Source organism: Mesorhizobium sp. M0500 (assembly GCF_040321165.1).
In the GTDB taxonomy this organism is placed as follows: Bacteria; Pseudomonadota; Alphaproteobacteria; order Rhizobiales; family Rhizobiaceae; genus Mesorhizobium.
The window spans coordinates 38383-53496 of record NZ_JAMYRB010000007.1; the positions used below are offsets into that span (position 1 = coordinate 38383).

Annotated in this window: 17 protein-coding genes; 11 read left to right on the forward strand and 6 right to left on the reverse strand. The window is 62.8% G+C overall.

The window, feature by feature from the left end; translation table 11 throughout:
- Positions 1-148 precede the first annotated feature (148 nt).
- Both NKI70_RS15120 and NKI70_RS15125 read right to left on the reverse strand, forming a co-directional pair.
- Positions 149-1096 (reverse strand): glutaminase, encoded by a 948-nt coding sequence (locus tag NKI70_RS15120; RefSeq protein ID WP_352593829.1) that lies wholly within the window; start codon positions 1094-1096, stop codon positions 149-151.
- Positions 1097-1107: 11 nt separating this feature from the next.
- Positions 1108-2256, reverse strand: a complete 1149-nt coding sequence (locus NKI70_RS15125) for a pyridoxal phosphate-dependent aminotransferase (RefSeq protein ID WP_352699919.1) — start codon at positions 2254-2256, stop codon at positions 1108-1110.
- 145 nt (positions 2257-2401) lie between these two features.
- Between NKI70_RS15125 and NKI70_RS15130 the strand changes: the two genes are divergently transcribed.
- The 6 genes from NKI70_RS15130 (at position 2402) to aat (ending at position 7749) form a co-directional block, all read left to right on the forward strand.
- Positions 2402-3796 carry a M48 family metalloprotease gene (locus NKI70_RS15130; protein ID WP_352472763.1) on the forward strand — a complete coding sequence of 465 codons (1395 nt, stop codon included), beginning with the start codon at positions 2402-2404 and terminating at the stop codon, positions 3794-3796.
- 70 nt (positions 3797-3866) lie between these two features.
- On the forward strand, positions 3867-4670 hold the full coding sequence (locus NKI70_RS15135) for a DsbA family protein (protein WP_023674825.1): 804 nt from the start codon (positions 3867-3869) through the stop codon (positions 4668-4670).
- A gap of 163 nt (positions 4671-4833) precedes the next feature.
- Positions 4834-5268 carry a type II 3-dehydroquinate dehydratase gene (aroQ, locus tag NKI70_RS15140; protein WP_031211260.1) on the forward strand — a complete coding sequence of 145 codons (435 nt, stop codon included), beginning with the start codon at positions 4834-4836 and terminating at the stop codon, positions 5266-5268.
- Positions 5269-5294: 26 nt separating this feature from the next.
- Positions 5295-5753: an acetyl-CoA carboxylase biotin carboxyl carrier protein gene (gene accB, locus NKI70_RS15145; RefSeq protein WP_023674823.1), complete on the forward strand. Its 459-nt coding sequence runs from the start codon at positions 5295-5297 to the stop codon at positions 5751-5753.
- Positions 5754-5772: 19 nt separating this feature from the next.
- Positions 5773-7116 (forward strand): acetyl-CoA carboxylase biotin carboxylase subunit, encoded by a 1344-nt coding sequence (accC, locus tag NKI70_RS15150; protein ID WP_023674822.1) that lies wholly within the window; start codon positions 5773-5775, stop codon positions 7114-7116.
- A 15-nt stretch (positions 7117-7131) separates the two neighbouring features.
- On the forward strand, positions 7132-7749 hold the full coding sequence (gene aat, locus NKI70_RS15155; protein WP_023674821.1) for a leucyl/phenylalanyl-tRNA--protein transferase: 618 nt from the start codon (positions 7132-7134) through the stop codon (positions 7747-7749).
- 83 nt (positions 7750-7832) lie between these two features.
- On the opposite strand, the gene NKI70_RS15160 is transcribed toward aat, so the two are convergent.
- The 3 genes from NKI70_RS15160 to NKI70_RS15170 form a co-directional block, all read right to left on the reverse strand.
- Positions 7833-8201: a hypothetical protein gene (locus tag NKI70_RS15160; RefSeq protein ID WP_352700008.1), complete on the reverse strand. Its 369-nt coding sequence runs from the start codon at positions 8199-8201 to the stop codon at positions 7833-7835.
- 88 nt (positions 8202-8289) lie between these two features.
- Entirely contained in the window at positions 8290-8772 is a 483-nt protein-coding gene (locus NKI70_RS15165; protein ID WP_023674819.1) for a DUF2155 domain-containing protein, read from the reverse strand.
- A gap of 156 nt (positions 8773-8928) precedes the next feature.
- Positions 8929-9327 (reverse strand): NADH:ubiquinone oxidoreductase subunit NDUFA12, encoded by a 399-nt coding sequence (locus tag NKI70_RS15170; protein ID WP_352458848.1) that lies wholly within the window; start codon positions 9325-9327, stop codon positions 8929-8931.
- 254 nt (positions 9328-9581) lie between these two features.
- Here NKI70_RS15170 and NKI70_RS15175 point away from each other — a divergent pair, with 254 nt between their 5' ends.
- The 5 genes from NKI70_RS15175 to NKI70_RS15195 all read left to right on the forward strand — a co-directional run bounded on the left by NKI70_RS15175 (position 9582) and on the right by NKI70_RS15195 (position 14609).
- Positions 9582-10754 (forward strand): helix-turn-helix transcriptional regulator, encoded by a 1173-nt coding sequence (locus tag NKI70_RS15175; protein ID WP_352724709.1) that lies wholly within the window; start codon positions 9582-9584, stop codon positions 10752-10754.
- 209 nt (positions 10755-10963) lie between these two features.
- A complete protein-coding gene (locus NKI70_RS15180; protein ID WP_352699923.1) occupies positions 10964-12364 on the forward strand; it encodes an ArnT family glycosyltransferase in 1401 nt (466 codons plus the stop codon).
- A 94-nt stretch (positions 12365-12458) separates the two neighbouring features.
- Positions 12459-12758 (forward strand): hypothetical protein, encoded by a 300-nt coding sequence (locus NKI70_RS15185; RefSeq protein WP_352646745.1) that lies wholly within the window; start codon positions 12459-12461, stop codon positions 12756-12758.
- 149 nt (positions 12759-12907) lie between these two features.
- Positions 12908-14116, forward strand: coding sequence for a hypothetical protein (locus NKI70_RS15190; protein ID WP_352724710.1), 1209 nt, complete (start codon positions 12908-12910; stop codon positions 14114-14116).
- Positions 14117-14267: 151 nt separating this feature from the next.
- A complete protein-coding gene (locus NKI70_RS15195) occupies positions 14268-14609 on the forward strand; it encodes a hypothetical protein (RefSeq protein WP_352699927.1) in 342 nt (113 codons plus the stop codon).
- Between the two features lie 16 nt (positions 14610-14625).
- Here NKI70_RS15195 and NKI70_RS15200 read toward each other — a convergent pair whose 3' ends face one another.
- A complete protein-coding gene (locus NKI70_RS15200; RefSeq protein ID WP_352699929.1) occupies positions 14626-15114 on the reverse strand; it encodes a GNAT family N-acetyltransferase in 489 nt (162 codons plus the stop codon).

The window sequence follows — 15114 nt, forward strand, 5'->3', positions numbered from 1 at the left end:
CGATCGGCTGCGCGGGATTTTTTTGCCCCAATTCAGGCGACAGGCACCAGAGCGGAATGCATTCAAATTGAATGGGGCATTCCGCTCTAACTGTTTGTTTTGCCGCATTTGTGCGGACGCCAAATGATTCCATTTGGCTGCAAAATGCTTATGGCGCGAAGATCGACCAGTTCATCGTCTTCGCCAATTTTTCCAGCGCGATCGACCCCAGCCTCGAATTGCCATTGGCATTGAGGCCAGGGGACCAGACGGCAAGCGAGGTGACGCCCGGCACGATCCCCAATATGCCGCCGCCAACGCCGCTCTTGCCGGGAATGCCGACGCGGAAAGCGAAGTCGCCGGAGCCGTCATAGTGGCCGCAGGTCAGCATCATCGCGCCGATGCGGCGGGCGCGCTCTGCCGAGACGACGGAATGCCCGGTCGCCGGGTTCTTGCCGCCATTGGCAAGGAAGCGGCCGGCCAGGGCCAGTTGCCGGCAGCTCATGGCGATAGCGCAATGGTGGAAATAGACGCCCAGCGCCAGCTCCGGCGCGTGATTGAGATTACCGAACGATTTCATGTAATTGGCAAGTGCGAAATTGCGAAAGCCGGTGGCGCGTTCGGACGCCGCGACCTCGCGGTCGATGATGATGGTGTCGTCATCGGCCAGGAACTGGATGAAGCGCAGGATCTCGCCGATCGCCTCGCGCGGCTGATGGCCGGCAAGCAGGATGTCCGAGACCACGATGGCGCCGGCATTGATGAATGGATTGCGCGGAATGCCGTTCTCGTGCTCGAGCTGGACGATCGAGTTGAACGGATTGCCCGAAGGTTCGCGCCCAACCCGCTGCCACAGCGCGTCGCCGACATTGCCGAGCGCCAGCGTCAGCGTGAACACCTTTGAGATGCTCTGGATCGAAAACGCCTCGTCGGCATCGCCCGCGGTCAGCACGCGGCCGTCATTGGTCACCGCGGCAATGCCGAATTTTTTCGGGTCGATCTTGCCGAGCTGGGGAATATAGCTGGCGACGTCGCCGCGATCGGTACGCTCCGCCATTTCGGCAGCGACCTCGCGCAACGCATGTTCGAGTTGGGGCGCCTGATCAAACTCCGGCATCGTCGCACCCGCTACTTCAGCCAGCGTTCGATACGCGCCATCGCCTCGACCATGTCGTCGTGGCTGCCGGCATAGGAAAAGCGCATCGTACGATGGCCTTGCAGCGGGTCGAAATCGCGGCCCGGCGTCGCAGCCACATGCGCCTCGGCAAGCATCCGGCGCGCAAACGCCATGCTGTCATTGGTGTGCCTGGTGACGTCGCAGAAGGCGTAGAACGCGCCGTCCATCGGCGCGGCCAAAGCAAAGCCGAGCTCCGGCAGGCGTTGCATCAGGAGCTCGCGGTTCCAGGCATAGCGCGCCTTCACCGCTTCCAGCTCTGGCGTCGCCTTGAATGCCTCGATCGCGGCAATCTGGGACAGTTCGGGCGGCGAGATGTAGAGGCTCTGGGCGATGCGCTCGACTGGCCGCACCAGTTCCTGCGGCAGCACCATCCAGCCGATGCGCCAGCCGGTCATGCAATAATATTTCGAGAAGGAATTGATCACCGTCACATCCGCGCCGAAAGCAAGCGCCGTCGTGTCGGGCGCCGCATAGGCCAGCCGGTGGTAGATTTCGTCCGAGATGACGGCGATGCCGAGCTCTTGCGCCGTCTCGACCAGCGCCTCGAGATCGCCGGCGGGAATGACCGCGCCGGTCGGGTTGGCCGGGCTGGCGAACAGCACGCCCTTCAGCGGTTTTTCGCGATGCGCGGCTTGCAGGTGCTCGGCATGCAGATAGGCGGCGCCGTCCAACTCGATCTCGGCGACGTCGATGCCGAGCGCGGCCATGATGTTGCGATAGGCAGGATAGCCGGGCGCAGCGATGGCGACGCGGTCGCCTGGATCGAACATTGCCAGGAAAGCGAGGTTGAAGGCAGCCGACGATCCGGTGGTGACGGCTATCCGCTCGGGCGAAACGTCAAGCCCGTAGTGCTCGCCATAATGCGCCGCGATCGCCTTGCGCAGGCCGGCGAGGCCCAGCGCGTCGGTATAGCCGATGCGGCCTGCTTTCAAGGCATTGGCCGCCGCTTCGCGAACCCCGGCCGGCGCCGGATCGGAAGGCTGGCCGACGGCCATGGAAACGACCGGCAGGCCCTTGGCTTTCAGCCGATTCGCCTCGGCCAGGATGTCCATGGCATGGAACGGTTCGACCGCGCCGCGGCGCGAAAGCGAAACAACCATTTTTCAATCCACCACACTTGTCCGCACGTGCCGGCCATGCTGGCCGCGCCGCACAAATGCCCGATTGGTGTGGGGATCACAAGTTCGGTAAGTTTAGGCTGCCGACTTTTCATCCTTCGCCCACTCGTCTACCAGTGGACCTGCCATGTTGAGCCGACCCAAATCGACGATCGCCAGGACAGCGCGCGCCCTCGCGACGCTTTCGCTTGCCGCGGTGGTCGCCATGGCCGGCTCGGTCAATGCTTTTGCGCAGAATGTGCCGGTTGTGCGCGATGCCGAGATCGAGGCGCTGGTGCGCGATTACGCGCGGCCGATCTTCAAGGCGGCGGGCTTGTCGGGCGACGCCATCAACATCGTGCTGGTCAACGACCAGAGCTTCAACGCCTTTGTTGCCGGCCGCCGCCTGTTCATCAACACCGGCGCGCTGATGACGGCCGAAACGCCCAACGAGATCATTGGCGTCATTGCCCACGAGGCCGGCCATATCGCCGGCGGACACCAGCAGAAATTGCGAGAACAGCTCGAGCGCGCCAAGACGATGGCGATCCTGGCGACGCTGCTTGGCGCCGGCGCCATGGTGGCCGGCGCCACCAGCAACAGCCGCGGTCTCGCCGGCGCCGGCATGGGCGTGGTGGCCGGCGGCGGCGAGATGGCGCAACGCAGTATCCTCGCTTATCAGCGCACCGAAGAGATGACCGCCGACCGTTCGGCGATCACCTATCTCAATGCAACCGGCCAGTCCGGCATGGGCATGCTGAAGACGTTTGGCCGCTTCCAGAACGCATTGTCGCTCTCGGGCGCGCAAGTCGATCCCTACAGGATCAGCCATCCGATGCCGCAGGAGCGTATCGCCAATCTCGAAGTGCTGGTGAAGCAGAGCCCTTACGTCGACAAGGTCGACCCGCCGGCACTGCAGCAGCGCCACGACATGATGCGCATCAAGATCGCCGCCTACATGCAGGGCCAGGCGGCGGCGTCGCGATTGATGCGCAAGAACCCCGGCAGCCTCGCCTCACGCTATGGCGACGCGCAGATGACCTATCTTTTCGGCAATCTGGCGTCGGCGCTCACCAAGACCAACGCGTTGATCAAGGAACAGCCGAAAAATCCCTATTTCCAGGAATTACGCGGCGACATCCTGATGAAGGCGAACCGGCCGAAGGATGCGGCGGACGCCTATGCCAAGTCGGTCAGCCTCGATCCGGCGCGATCGGGGCTGCTGCCGGTCTCTTACGGCCAGGCGCTGATGGCGATCGGCACGCAGGATTCGCTGAAGAAGGCGGTGGCGCAGATCAACACCGGCCTCGGACGGGATCGCGAAAACGCCGCCGGATACCGCTATCTGGCACAGGCTTACGGGGAACTCGGCAACATCCCGGCCGCCGAGCTTGCAACCGCCGAAGGGCATTTCTATTCCGGCGACTACAAGAATGCGAAAATCTTCGCCATGCGGGCGCAGCAGAGCATGAAGCGGGGCGAGCCGGGCTGGCTTCGCGCGCAGGACATTATAAACTACGCACCATCAGGTAAGAAGAAGTGAACCTTTCGGACGCAGGCTGCGACACAGCCAAAGCGAGCGGACCGGAACACGGGCAAGAGGATCGAGGATCATGACCAAGGCAATTCTGCTGGGCACTACCGGAGTGGCAGCGGCTCTCGCCATGCTGGCATTCGGCTTCGTCGCCGGCAATCCGCAGACGGCGAAGGCCGGCACGGCGCAGCTTGCCCAGACGGCGTCCTCGGGTACCAAGCTCGACCGCACCGAAGTCGAAGGCATCGTCCGCGACTATCTCCTGAAGAACCCGGAAGTGCTTCTGGAGGCACAGCAGGCACTCGAGGCCAAGCAGAAGGAAGAACAGCGCGTCGCCAGTCTCGGCGTCATCAAAGACGCCAAGGACCAGATCTTCAATTCCTCCTTCGACGGTGTTGTCGGCAATCCGAACGGCAAGGTCACCATCGTCGAATTCTATGATTATAATTGCGGCTACTGCAAACGCGCCATCGACGACATGCGCGCGCTGACCAAGGCCGATCCGGACCTGCGCTTCGTACTCAAGGAGTTCCCGATCCTCGGCCCGGATTCGCAGAAGGCGAGCGTCGTCTCGATGGCCTTCCATTTGATGAAGCCGGAGAAATACGGCGAATTCCACAATGCGCTGCTCGGCGGCCAGGGGCGCGCCACCGAGGCGGCGGCAATCAAGGTGGCGCTGTCGCTCGGCGCCGACGAGGCGGCGCTGCGCGAAAAGATGAAGGACCCGAGCATCACCGAGGCCTTCTCCAAGACCTATGACCTCGCCACCAAGCTCGCCATCACCGGAACGCCGTCCTATGTCGTCGGCAACGAGGTGGTGTTCGGCGCGCTTGGCCAGGAAGTGCTGGCCGAAAAGATCGAGGCGGCGAAGGCCGCGCTCTGATCAGCATTCGGGTTTCGATTAGGCTGCGGGTTTCCGGCACGGGCCGTTTTCCGGCTGTTGTGGACGGCGAAAGAACGCACTTGCGCTCTTTTCGCCAGCGTCTATGCCCATTATAGAGGGTCCGGCGCGCCGGCTTAGCCGCGCCGGGAAAGGTCGGCATATTTTGAAAACGGTTTTCGTCCTGAACGGCCCCAATCTCAACGCGCTCGGCAAGCGCGAGCCAGGCATCTATGGCGGCAAGACGCTTGCCGCGATCGCCGACGACTGCAAGCAGGCAGGTGCCGCACTTGGGCTGGAGATCGATTTCCGCCAGTCGAACCATGAGGGCGACCTCGTCGACTGGATCCAGGAGGCCGCCGACAAGGCCGCCGCGATCGTCATCAATCCGGGCGCCTACGGCCATACCTCGATCGCCATTCACGATGCCATCCGCGCTGTCGCGCCGCTGCCGGTCGCTGAGGTGCATCTCTCCAACATCCACGCGCGGGAACCATTCCGCCACGTCTCCATGGTCGCGCCGGTCGCCGTCGGCATGATCTGCGGGTTCGGGCCGCTCGGCTACACGCTGGCGCTGCAGGCGCTGGCTGCACGCCTATGACCGGCCAACAAACAGAAGGCTCGAAAATGTCGATAAAGAAGAACGGTGTTGACCAGCAGCTGATCCGCGATCTGGCGGGCATACTGAACGACACCAACCTGACCGAGATCGAGGTCGAGCTGGGCGATCTGAAGGTGCGCGTCTCGCGGCAGGCCCCGGCCGTCCATGCCGTCGCCACAGCTCAGCCGGCCTATGCCCCGGCAGCCGCGCAGCCTGCGGCAGCGGCCGCGCCGGCGACGCCCGACGTGTCGAAGAACGCCGTTGCCTCGCCGATGGTCGGCACCGCCTATCTGGCACCGTCGCCCGACGCCAGGCCGTTCATCGAAATCGGCCAGAAGGTCAAGGAAGGCCAGACGCTGCTGATCATCGAAGCAATGAAGACGATGAACCAGATCCCCTCGCCGCGCGCCGGCACGGTGACGGCGATCCTGTTTGAAGATGCGCAGCCGGTCGAATATGGTATGCCGCTCGTCGTGATCGAGTAGAGCCGGGAACAGGCGAAAGATGTTCCAGAAAATCCTCATCGCCAATCGCGGCGAAATCGCCCTCAGGGTGCTGCGCGCCTGCAAGGAGCTCGGCATCCAGACGGTGGTGGTGCATTCGACCGCCGACGCCGACGCCATGCATGTGCGTCTCGCCGACGAGAGCGTCTGCATCGGCCCGCCGCCGTCGCGCGACAGCTATCTCAACATCCACCAGATCGTCGCCGCCTGCGAGATCACCGGCGCCGACGCGGTGCATCCCGGCTACGGTTTTCTGTCGGAGAACGCCAAGTTCGCCGACATCCTCGCCGCGCACAACATCACCTTCATCGGCCCGACCGGCGACCATATCCGCATCATGGGTGACAAGATCGAGGCCAAGCGTACCGCAAAACGCCTCGGCATTCCCGTGGTGCCCGGCTCCGACGGCGCGGTCACCGAGGACAAGGAAGCCAAGCGCATTGCCGCCGCGATCGGCTACCCCGTAATCATCAAGGCGTCGGCCGGCGGCGGCGGGCGCGGCATGAAAGTGGCGCGTAGCGAGGCCGATCTCGAGGTGGCGCTGCAGACGGCACGCTCGGAGGCGGGTGCGGCCTTCGGCGACGACGCAGTCTATATCGAGAAATATCTGCAGAAGCCGCGCCATATCGAAGTGCAGGTGTTCGGCGACGGCGCCGGGCGCGGCGTGCATTTCGGCGAGCGCGACTGCTCGCTGCAGCGCCGCCACCAGAAGGTCTGGGAAGAAGCGCCCTCGCCGGCGCTGAATGCCGAGGAGCGCGCGCATATTGGCGGCGTCTGCGCCAGGGCGATCGCCGATCTCGGCTATTCCGGCGCCGGCACCATCGAATTCCTCTATGAGGACGGCGAGTTCTATTTCATCGAGATGAACACGCGCCTGCAGGTCGAACATCCGGTGACCGAGGCGATTACCGGCATCGACCTCGTGCACGAGCAGATCCGCGTCGCCTCGGGCGGCGGACTTTCGGTGCGCCAGGAGGACATCCGCTTCCACGGCCATGCCATCGAATGCCGCATCAATGCCGAGGATCCGCGCACCTTCACCCCCTCGCCGGGCACCATCACCCATTTCCACACGCCGGGCGGCCTCGGCATCCGTGTCGATTCCGGCGTCTATTCCGGCTACAAGATCCCGCCCTACTACGACAGCCTGATCGGCAAGCTGATCGTGCATGGCCGCAACCGCGTCGAATGCATGATGCGGCTGCGGCGCGCGCTCGACGAATTCGTCGTCGACGGCATCAAGACGACGCTGCCACTGTTTCGCGACCTCGTTGGCAACGCCGACATCGCTAATGGCGACTACGATATCCACTGGCTGGAAAAATACCTGGCCGAAGGCGAGTGACACAGGGGCGAAGCGATGACCCGTCCCTACGCACCCGGTTATCGCATCCCGACCGACCTGTTGCTCAAAGCCTATGCCTCCGGCGTCTTCCCGATGGCCGAAAGCGCCAATGACCCCGAAGTATTCTGGGTGCGGCCGGAGACGCGCGGCATCATTCCGCTCGACGGGTTCCACATACCGAAAAGCCTGAGAAAGACGATCCGCAAGAACCTGTTCGAGTTCCGCATCGATTTCGACTTCGAGGCGACGATCGAGGCCTGCGCCGAAAGGCGCGAGGAACGTCGGTCGACCTGGATCAACGCGCCGATCCGCGAAGCCTATATCGAGCTGCATCGGATGGGCCATTGCCATTCGGTCGAGGCCTGGCACAACGACCGATTGGTCGGGGGGCTCTACGGCGTATCGCTCGGCCGCGTGTTCTTCGGCGAGAGCATGTTCGCCAGGGAGACCGACGCGTCAAAGGCCTGCCTGGTTCACCTCGTCGAACGCCTGAAGGCGCGTGGCTTTGCACTGCTCGATACGCAGTTCACCACCGAGCATCTCAAACGCTTCGGTGCAATCGACGTGCCGCGCGGCAAGTACGAGAAGATGCTGGCCGAGGCGCTGAAGGGCGAGGCCGTGTTTTTTCCATAACCTGGAATGGTTCATCGTTTCACAGAAACGCAATTCCGGACGGAAAGCCGTTCACACTTTCCTGGAATTGCTCTTGCGGCCGGTCAGCCTTTTTCTGCCGTCACCAGCGGCGTCTGTGCGTGGAACATCATCTTCCAGCCATTGACGCGGTGGACATAGCCGGTGCTGACCAGCGCCGCATAGGCTTCGCCATCTTGCCGCGTCGCACGCGCCTCGTAGGTCAGCATGACGATGTCGCTGCCCGGCTCGATGATGCCCTTGAGGTCGATGTCGAGATCGCGCCAGCGGTTCGGGTCCGTGGCAGTTGCGGCCAGATCGGTATTGCTCATCACCCGCGCCATCTGCGGGAAGGCCACCAGGCAGTCGGTATCGGCATTGGCCTTGAAATAGTCGGCACCGCCGCTCCAGAATCCCCTTTCGATGTCGAGAAGTTCGTTCTTGTTGGCCATCATCATGGCAACGTCCTCCGTAGAGAGGCACCAACGCTCGGGCAACGCGGCGGTTCCGCAGGGCGCGGTATCCGCCGCGCACTGACAGATTCTAGTTGGTTTTGGGGGCGGCGGGTGCCGGCACGTCGGACTTCTGCTTGCAGCCCTTCAGCCAGATATCATAGACGGCATGCTCGACGGCGTTGATCCCGGGGCTTTCGGCAAACATCCAGCCGGTGAAGATACGGCGTATCTTCCGATCGAGCGTGATCTCGTCGACCTCGACGAACGAATCCGTCTTCGGCTCTTCGTTTTCGGGCCGCGAATAGCAGATGCGCGGCGTCACCTGCAAAGCGCCGAACTGAACCGTCTCGTCGATGTAGACATCGAAGGTGATGATACGGCCGGTGATCTTGTCGATGCCGGCGAATTCAGCGACTGGATTGGTGATGCGCTCGGATACTGCGGGTGCTGCAGGCGCCACCGACGCGTCCGGCGCAGGCGGCGCCAATTCCTGCGCAGTAGCAAGCGCCACCATAGAAGCGAGAACGACCGCGGTTAATCCGCCCGTCAAAATTCGGCTGAACATGCTCATGCAAGGTCCGGTGGTTTGCGCCCGGGTGATTCTCTCAACGCCAAGGCTAGTTGCTGCTGTCGGATCAGCAAACAGCTAAACAGCAATTGTGGCGACAAAGGACCGCCCTCGTGGGGACCGCCCCCGTGGGGACCGCGCGCGTGTCGCGGCGATCGATCACGAACCAGGCGTCCAGGCGTCGTAGTCGCCCGTCACCTGCGGACGATGCTGGTTGGTCAGCACCGAGCCTTTCGGGCGATAGGCCGCGGGGCTGCCGGTGAGGTTCGGCACATGCGGCTTTTGCCAGTCGCGTGGCTTGTAGTCTTCGCTTGGCGGCGCAACGTCGACACGATGATGGATCCAGCCGTGCCAGCCGGGCGGGATCGCCGAGGCTTCCGAATAGTTGCGGTAGATGACCCAGCGACGGGTGCGGCCTTCCGAATCGACGCCGCCCTCATAGTAGACGTTGCCGACCTCGTCCTGCCCGACCTTCTTGCCGTGCCGCCAGGTGTGGAAGCGCGTTCCCAATGTCTGGCTATTCCACCAGGTGAAAAACTGCAGAAGGAAAGTTTTCATCCAAATCCTCGTGGCAAGTCCTTGAAGCAAGTCCTCGCGGCGGCTGCGGCGCCTGTTCCTGCTTATGGCGTCACGGCATTGCGAAGGCAAGCGTCTTGCCGCAACCGAGGAGCAAATGGGTGGCGGGAAGCGAAACGATCATGTCATTTTCGCGGCCGCCCGAAGCACATGAAATGGGTTGTTGGCAACCTTACGCAGCGTTATTCTAGGAGTTGAAGCTTCGTTGCCTCAAGGACGGCAAATGAGAGGGGCTCATGTCATCGCTGGCGGGCACGGCCGGTCGCGCGTTGCCGCAGGTCGTTGAGGCGATCTACGATTCGATTGCCGACGTCGACCGCTGGCAGGCGACACTCGAGGCCATCTGCAACCTGGCGGAAGGCCAGCTTGCCATGCTCGCCGTCATCGACACGATCAGCAGCTCCGCGCGGTTTTCGGTGTCTTGCGGCGATCCCGCAGTTCTTGAGCCGTTGAAGCATGACTACGGCTCGCAAGTGCCTTTCTATGCGGCGGTTCCCAAGATGGAGATCGACGTGCCGTTCACCGTCGATTCGATCTACGCCCTGCAAGGCCCGGATACGCGACAGAGATGGCTCGAAAGCCGCATCGTGCGCGAATGGGTGCAACCCAACCGCCTGGACGATTTCTTCTGGGTGGCGTTGATGAAGCGGCCGACCCGGATCGGCACGTTGATGGTGGTTACCGACAAGGACAGGCGCCAGATTTCCCGCGAGGATATCGAGCTTGTCTGCCTGTTGGCACCGCATGTGCGGCGCGCGGTGACCATCGGCGACCTGTTCGAGGCCGAGCGGCGCAAGGCCGAAATCTTCCGCTCCATCATCGAAAGCCTCGACCATCCGGTGCTGATCGTCGCAGAAGACATGACCATCATCTTCGCCAACCCGTCAGCCGAAGCGCTGCTCGCCGAAAACATCTCGGTCGCTTGCGTGCGCGGACAGCTTTCGTTCACCTATGCCAACGCCAACGCCGCGATCGGCCGTGCCGTCCAGCTCGGCACGCGCGACGAATTCGCGCTCGGACCTTGCGGCATCAACATTCCCCTGGCCAGGACGGTCGTTCCGGCGGTGGCCCATGTCATGCCGCTGGCGCGGCGTGAAATCTCGGCGCGCATCTCGCAACGCGCCGCCGCAGCGATCTTCAGCGCCGCGGCCGGTTCGACACCGACCCCGGCGCTGGACGCCATTGCGGCGCTGTTCGGATTGACCGCGGCAGAAAGGCGCGTCGCCGGTCACGTTGCCGCCGGCCTGACGCGAAAGGAAATCGCCGCGGCCGGCGGCGTCTCGGACGGCACCGTCAAGTCGCAGCTGGCGACGATCTTCGACAAGACCGGTACAGGCGATCAGCGCGAGCTCGAACTGTTGATGCGCGAATTGTCGCCACCCTTGCGCTTACCCTTGCGCTCCAGGTGATTTTGCTCAGGTTCCCCGGAACCGGCAGCGGTCCAAAAGACTCGGCCGGCAAGTTTTTCAAGCCCTTGAGACCATCGTCCGCAAAATCTGCGAAACGAAACCGGCATCGTTGCAATTCGGCCAAAATCATGGTGCGGTCGTTCGCGGTCCAGAAACGCGGCACTATGCTCGGCTGGAATGAAAATGGTTTCTGGCGCGGATCTCGATCTTTGACACCGACATCTACCGAGCGGCTGCTCCCCTACCTCTTTCTGCTTGGGCTGATCGTAATCGCGGTCGCTTTCCGGCCACTGCTGCCCGTCGACGAAACGCGATATCTCAGCGTCACCTGGGAAATGTATCTGAGCGGACAGATCTTCGTCCCGACGATGAATTTCGCGCCCTATCTGCAGAAGCCGCCACTGCTGTTTTGGCTTGTCGACCTTGTCTGGAACATTCTCGGCGCCAGCCGGCCGGCGGCGATGCTGGTCATCTTCGCCGCCTCCTCGCTCGTCATCTGGCTGACGACGGCTTTGGCAAAGACCCTGTTTCCGGGCCGCGACGACATCGCGCGGCGCATCCCCTGGCTGGTCGCCGGAAGCAGCGTGTTCGTCATCTATTCGACGCTGATCCTGTTCGACCTGTTGCTGACGGTCTTTGTGCTCGCCGCGCTGTTGTCGTTGATTGCCTTTGCCCGCAGCGGCAACCGCTGGCAGGCCGTTCTGGCCGGGCTGTTCATCGGCATGGGCGTGCTGACGAAAGGCCCGGTGGTGCTGATCCATATCGGCGCGCCCATCCTGTTCTACCCGTTCTGGCGCGACGGGCGGGCGGGACTGACGACACCGAACTTCCTCGCTGGAGTGGGCCTGGCCCTGCTCGCCGCGCTAATTCCGGTGGCGATCTGGCTGGTGCCGGCGACCATCCTGACAAAAGGCAATTTCGTCTACGATCTCGTCTGGAACCAGTCGGCGGGGCGCGTCACCGGCAATTTGCGCAATTCGCATGGCCGGCCGTTCTATTTCTATCTGCTGCTGCTGCCCGTCATGTCCATACCGTGGATCTTCATACCCGAGGTGTGGCGGTTGAAGCTGAGCACGCGGATACGCAGCCTGATCGACGCGAAGTCGCCGGATCTGCGCGCCTTGCGCCTGCTGTCATTCTCGTTCGTTGCCGTGTTTCTCGTGTTCAGCGCGATATCCGGCAAGCAGCCTCATTATGTCGTGCCGATGTTGCCGTTCGTGGTCATCCTGTTCGGCTATTTCATGGCGGAGATCCCGCTCGCCAGGCTGAAGAGCTCGGCCATCGTCATGCTTGTCATTTTCGGCATCGGCCACGCGGTGGCATCGGCAACCGCGTTCAAACGCTATGATCTGACGCCGCTCGCCAACTTCATCGACGAGCGAAAGGATGCGGACTGGGCCGCAGCTTTCGACTATCAAGGCGAAGTCGGCTTCCTGGCCCGGTTGCAAAAGCCATTCGAAACCACCGACAAACCGGAAGAATGGCTTGGCTCGCATCCCAGCGGCTATGTCATCGACAAGGTTTCCAAGGATCCCGGCACTGCAGGGCAAATCGCGTTCCGGCTTCGCGTCGAACGCGGCTATCTCGTCGTGCTGAAGGGACAGCATTGACGATCGTCACCGGTATGCGAGTTCGTCCCCCGCGCGGGAGATGAAGGCGTTGCTGCTTCGTGGTTCCATCGCTCGATAGAACCGGGAGGTATTCATGCGCAAGCTCATCTCGACGACGCTTTTTGCCTTATCGCTCGCTGTGGCCGGCCTTGCCGCCGATCCGGCATGGAGCTTCAAATGTCAGTCCGGAACGATTGGGCAAGGCAGTTGCTCCTGCTCCGGGACCGCCGACTGCACCGATATGCGGCATTCCAAAATGTGCAAGGGCGACCTGAACTGCGGTTCGGGCAAATGCTCCTGCACGGCCGCATTGGTAGTCGACCCCGGCCCGAAAACCCCCAAGCCCAAGGTCGTCGCGCCGAAGGCGACAACCAAAGGCGTCGTGAAGCAGTAGATATCCAATCCGAAAGGACGGCGGCTCGACGTCGCTGGGCCGGCCCGATGTTTCGCGGTTCATCCCCCGTGCGGGCGATGAACCGCCATCGAACACATGCTGCTGTCTAGCCGGAGGGTGGTTTCCAACGACAGAGCGAGGATACCATGTTGAAAACCTGCACGATGCTGTTCTTCTGCCTGATGGCGGCCACCGCGGCCGCCCAGCCGCCGCCTTCGGGGCCGCCGGTTCCCAGTGCGGCACTTGCCCCATGCAACGCCACACAATCGAACAGGCCCTGCAAAGCCGAACTCGGCGTGTTCCTGATCACCAACACCGTCCGCAACCTGGCGCAAGCCAAGGTCGACGCCACCAACGCACAGCTGGCCGCCCAGGGACGATCGTCACGCGCATCGATCGAATCGCTGAAGCAATGGCGGCCGTCGCGCTTTGCGACGCAGATGCTGAACCAGCCAAACAGCTGGTTTGTCAAAGTTCCTTACATCCTGACCATCAAAGTCTCGATCCCGGTGACCTCCGACCGCCACATCGGCATTCCCATAGACGTCAACGTCTTCTGCAGCGGCTGGCAGACCGATTCCAGCCAGGTCATCATCCGCTCGCAACCCGGCCCGGCGAGCTTCGAGGGCGGCAACATCCTCGAAGACGTTTTCAACGTCGGCAATTACATCGACGCTCAGGTACGGAGCTCGTTTTCGGCACCTCTGCCGGTGACGACGCCGGTTCCAAATTCGAAATGCTCGGCAATAGACGGCTCCGATGCCGGCACGCAGGCCACCGGCGATGATCTCATCTTCTGGACGGTGCCGCGGCGCAACCTGGTGGTGACGGACGCCATAGCCAAGCCGACGGTTGAAGTGACCTTCGACAGCCTCACACGCCTGCCAGCCCGCGACTTCCACAACAATGTCGTCTATGCGGAATCCGAGGCCATAAATCTCAACGTCTACGCCAATGAGGACGGCCGTCAGAAGGCGCTGACGATGCGCGAAGGCGACGTGGCTGCGCTGAACCTTCCCGCACTCAGGCTCGACGCGCGAAAATACGATTCGCTGGTCGTCATCGGCAATGTCGACCAGCCGCCGAACGATCCCAGAGACAGCGCCTTCGCGGTAGCGGCCAAGACTGCGGGATTCGGTGCCGGTTCCAAGATCATGCAGATCCCGAAGTGGTATTCGAGGCCGCCGGACCAGTTCAATCACAAGCCTACATGGATCAGAGTTCCGGGCTATGAGCTGCACTATACGGTGCGCTATCTCAACAGCGGCGGGCTGGCCGTCGATGGTGGAACCAGTACGGTCCGGCCTCCAAAAGTCGCCGTTCCGATAAAGACGCTCACCAAGCCGAAAACGCCCTGACGCGGCCGCTCGCGGATGACGGCGGCGGTTCAGACCGCTGCCGCCTTCCCCCGCGCGGCAGATGCGGCAGCGCCGGCATCATGGCCTGATCTTGCCGGAACAAACGCGCCGCTGCGCCAAGAGCGAGCGGCGCCATCGATGGAGACAAACGATGCTGCACCTTCCTCACGCCATGCCCGCCGTCCGGATCATTGCGGCAATCTCGCTGCTTGCCTTCCCGAACTTCCTGCCGCCGGTCACGAGCCCGGCGAACGCGCTGCCGGTCAGCCAATCCTGCCGGATCACCACCTATTACAAGACTGCGGCAAAGGCGACGGAGGTTGGCGTGCGCTCGACGTGCCAGGGCGTCAAAAAATGGGGTGTCACCTCGAAATATTACGAGGTGGAAAAAATCGAAGCCGCCACGCCCCCGCACACGTCGGGTGGAGGCGGCAGCCTGCCGTGCGAGTTTCTCGCTGCCGGCTGCTCCAACCTGCCTGAGAAACGCAACTGAGCGTCAGGCGAACGAGCTATCCGAGTTGCTTCTCCAAAACCAGCGCCGGCAAGCCCGAGGCGCCGCCGCAATCGGCCGTGTTGCCGGCGGGCAAGAACCCCCTCGCGCGGTAGAAGGCGACAGCCGGAGCATTTGCTTCCTCGACCTCGACACGCAGCGTCCTGGCCTCCGGAAAGCTGGCCTCGATCTCGTCCAGCAGCGCCTGGCCGATGCCTTGCCTCTGCCAGGCCGGATGCACGTAAAGCTGGTTCAGCATGACGATCCTGGCATCCGTGGTGGCGGCCGCGAAAGCCATGCCGCCGATGGTTTTGCCGTCGTCGGCGACCAGGAACTCCGAGTTCGGCCGCGTCAGCCGTGCCTTGAGCGCGGCGATTGAATGCCATTCATCGGTGATTTCGGTAACCCGCGGCCCGCCGTAGATGGCGTCATAGGTGGCATGCCACGTCTCGACCAGCAATGCGCGCACCGCCGCCAGATCGCGCTCGCCGGCGGTGCGGACAAACAT

Coding starts and splice junctions, on each gene's coding strand:
- NKI70_RS15175 (WP_352724709.1), top strand. CDS start 9,582: ATGTCATCGCTGGCGGGCACGGCCGGTCGCGCGTTGCCGCAGGTCGTT.
- NKI70_RS15130 (WP_352472763.1), top strand. CDS start 2,402: ATGTTGAGCCGACCCAAATCGACGATCGCCAGGACAGCGCGCGCCCTC.
- accB (WP_023674823.1), top strand. CDS start 5,295: ATGTCGATAAAGAAGAACGGTGTTGACCAGCAGCTGATCCGCGATCTG.
- accC (WP_023674822.1), top strand. CDS start 5,773: ATGTTCCAGAAAATCCTCATCGCCAATCGCGGCGAAATCGCCCTCAGG.
- NKI70_RS15170 (WP_352458848.1), bottom strand. CDS start 9,327: ATGAAAACTTTCCTTCTGCAGTTTTTCACCTGGTGGAATAGCCAGACA.
- NKI70_RS15120 (WP_352593829.1), bottom strand. CDS start 1,096: ATGCCGGAGTTTGATCAGGCGCCCCAACTCGAACATGCGTTGCGCGAG.
- NKI70_RS15165 (WP_023674819.1), bottom strand. CDS start 8,772: ATGAGCATGTTCAGCCGAATTTTGACGGGCGGATTAACCGCGGTCGTT.
- aat (WP_023674821.1), top strand. CDS start 7,132: ATGACCCGTCCCTACGCACCCGGTTATCGCATCCCGACCGACCTGTTG.
- NKI70_RS15200 (WP_352699929.1), bottom strand. CDS start 15,114: ATGTTTGTCCGCACCGCCGGCGAGCGCGATCTGGCGGCGGTGCGCGCA.
- NKI70_RS15185 (WP_352646745.1), top strand. CDS start 12,459: ATGCGCAAGCTCATCTCGACGACGCTTTTTGCCTTATCGCTCGCTGTG.
- NKI70_RS15135 (WP_023674825.1), top strand. CDS start 3,867: ATGACCAAGGCAATTCTGCTGGGCACTACCGGAGTGGCAGCGGCTCTC.
- NKI70_RS15125 (WP_352699919.1), bottom strand. CDS start 2,256: ATGGTTGTTTCGCTTTCGCGCCGCGGCGCGGTCGAACCGTTCCATGCC.
- NKI70_RS15160 (WP_352700008.1), bottom strand. CDS start 8,201: ATGATGGCCAACAAGAACGAACTTCTCGACATCGAAAGGGGATTCTGG.
- NKI70_RS15195 (WP_352699927.1), top strand. CDS start 14,268: ATGCTGCACCTTCCTCACGCCATGCCCGCCGTCCGGATCATTGCGGCA.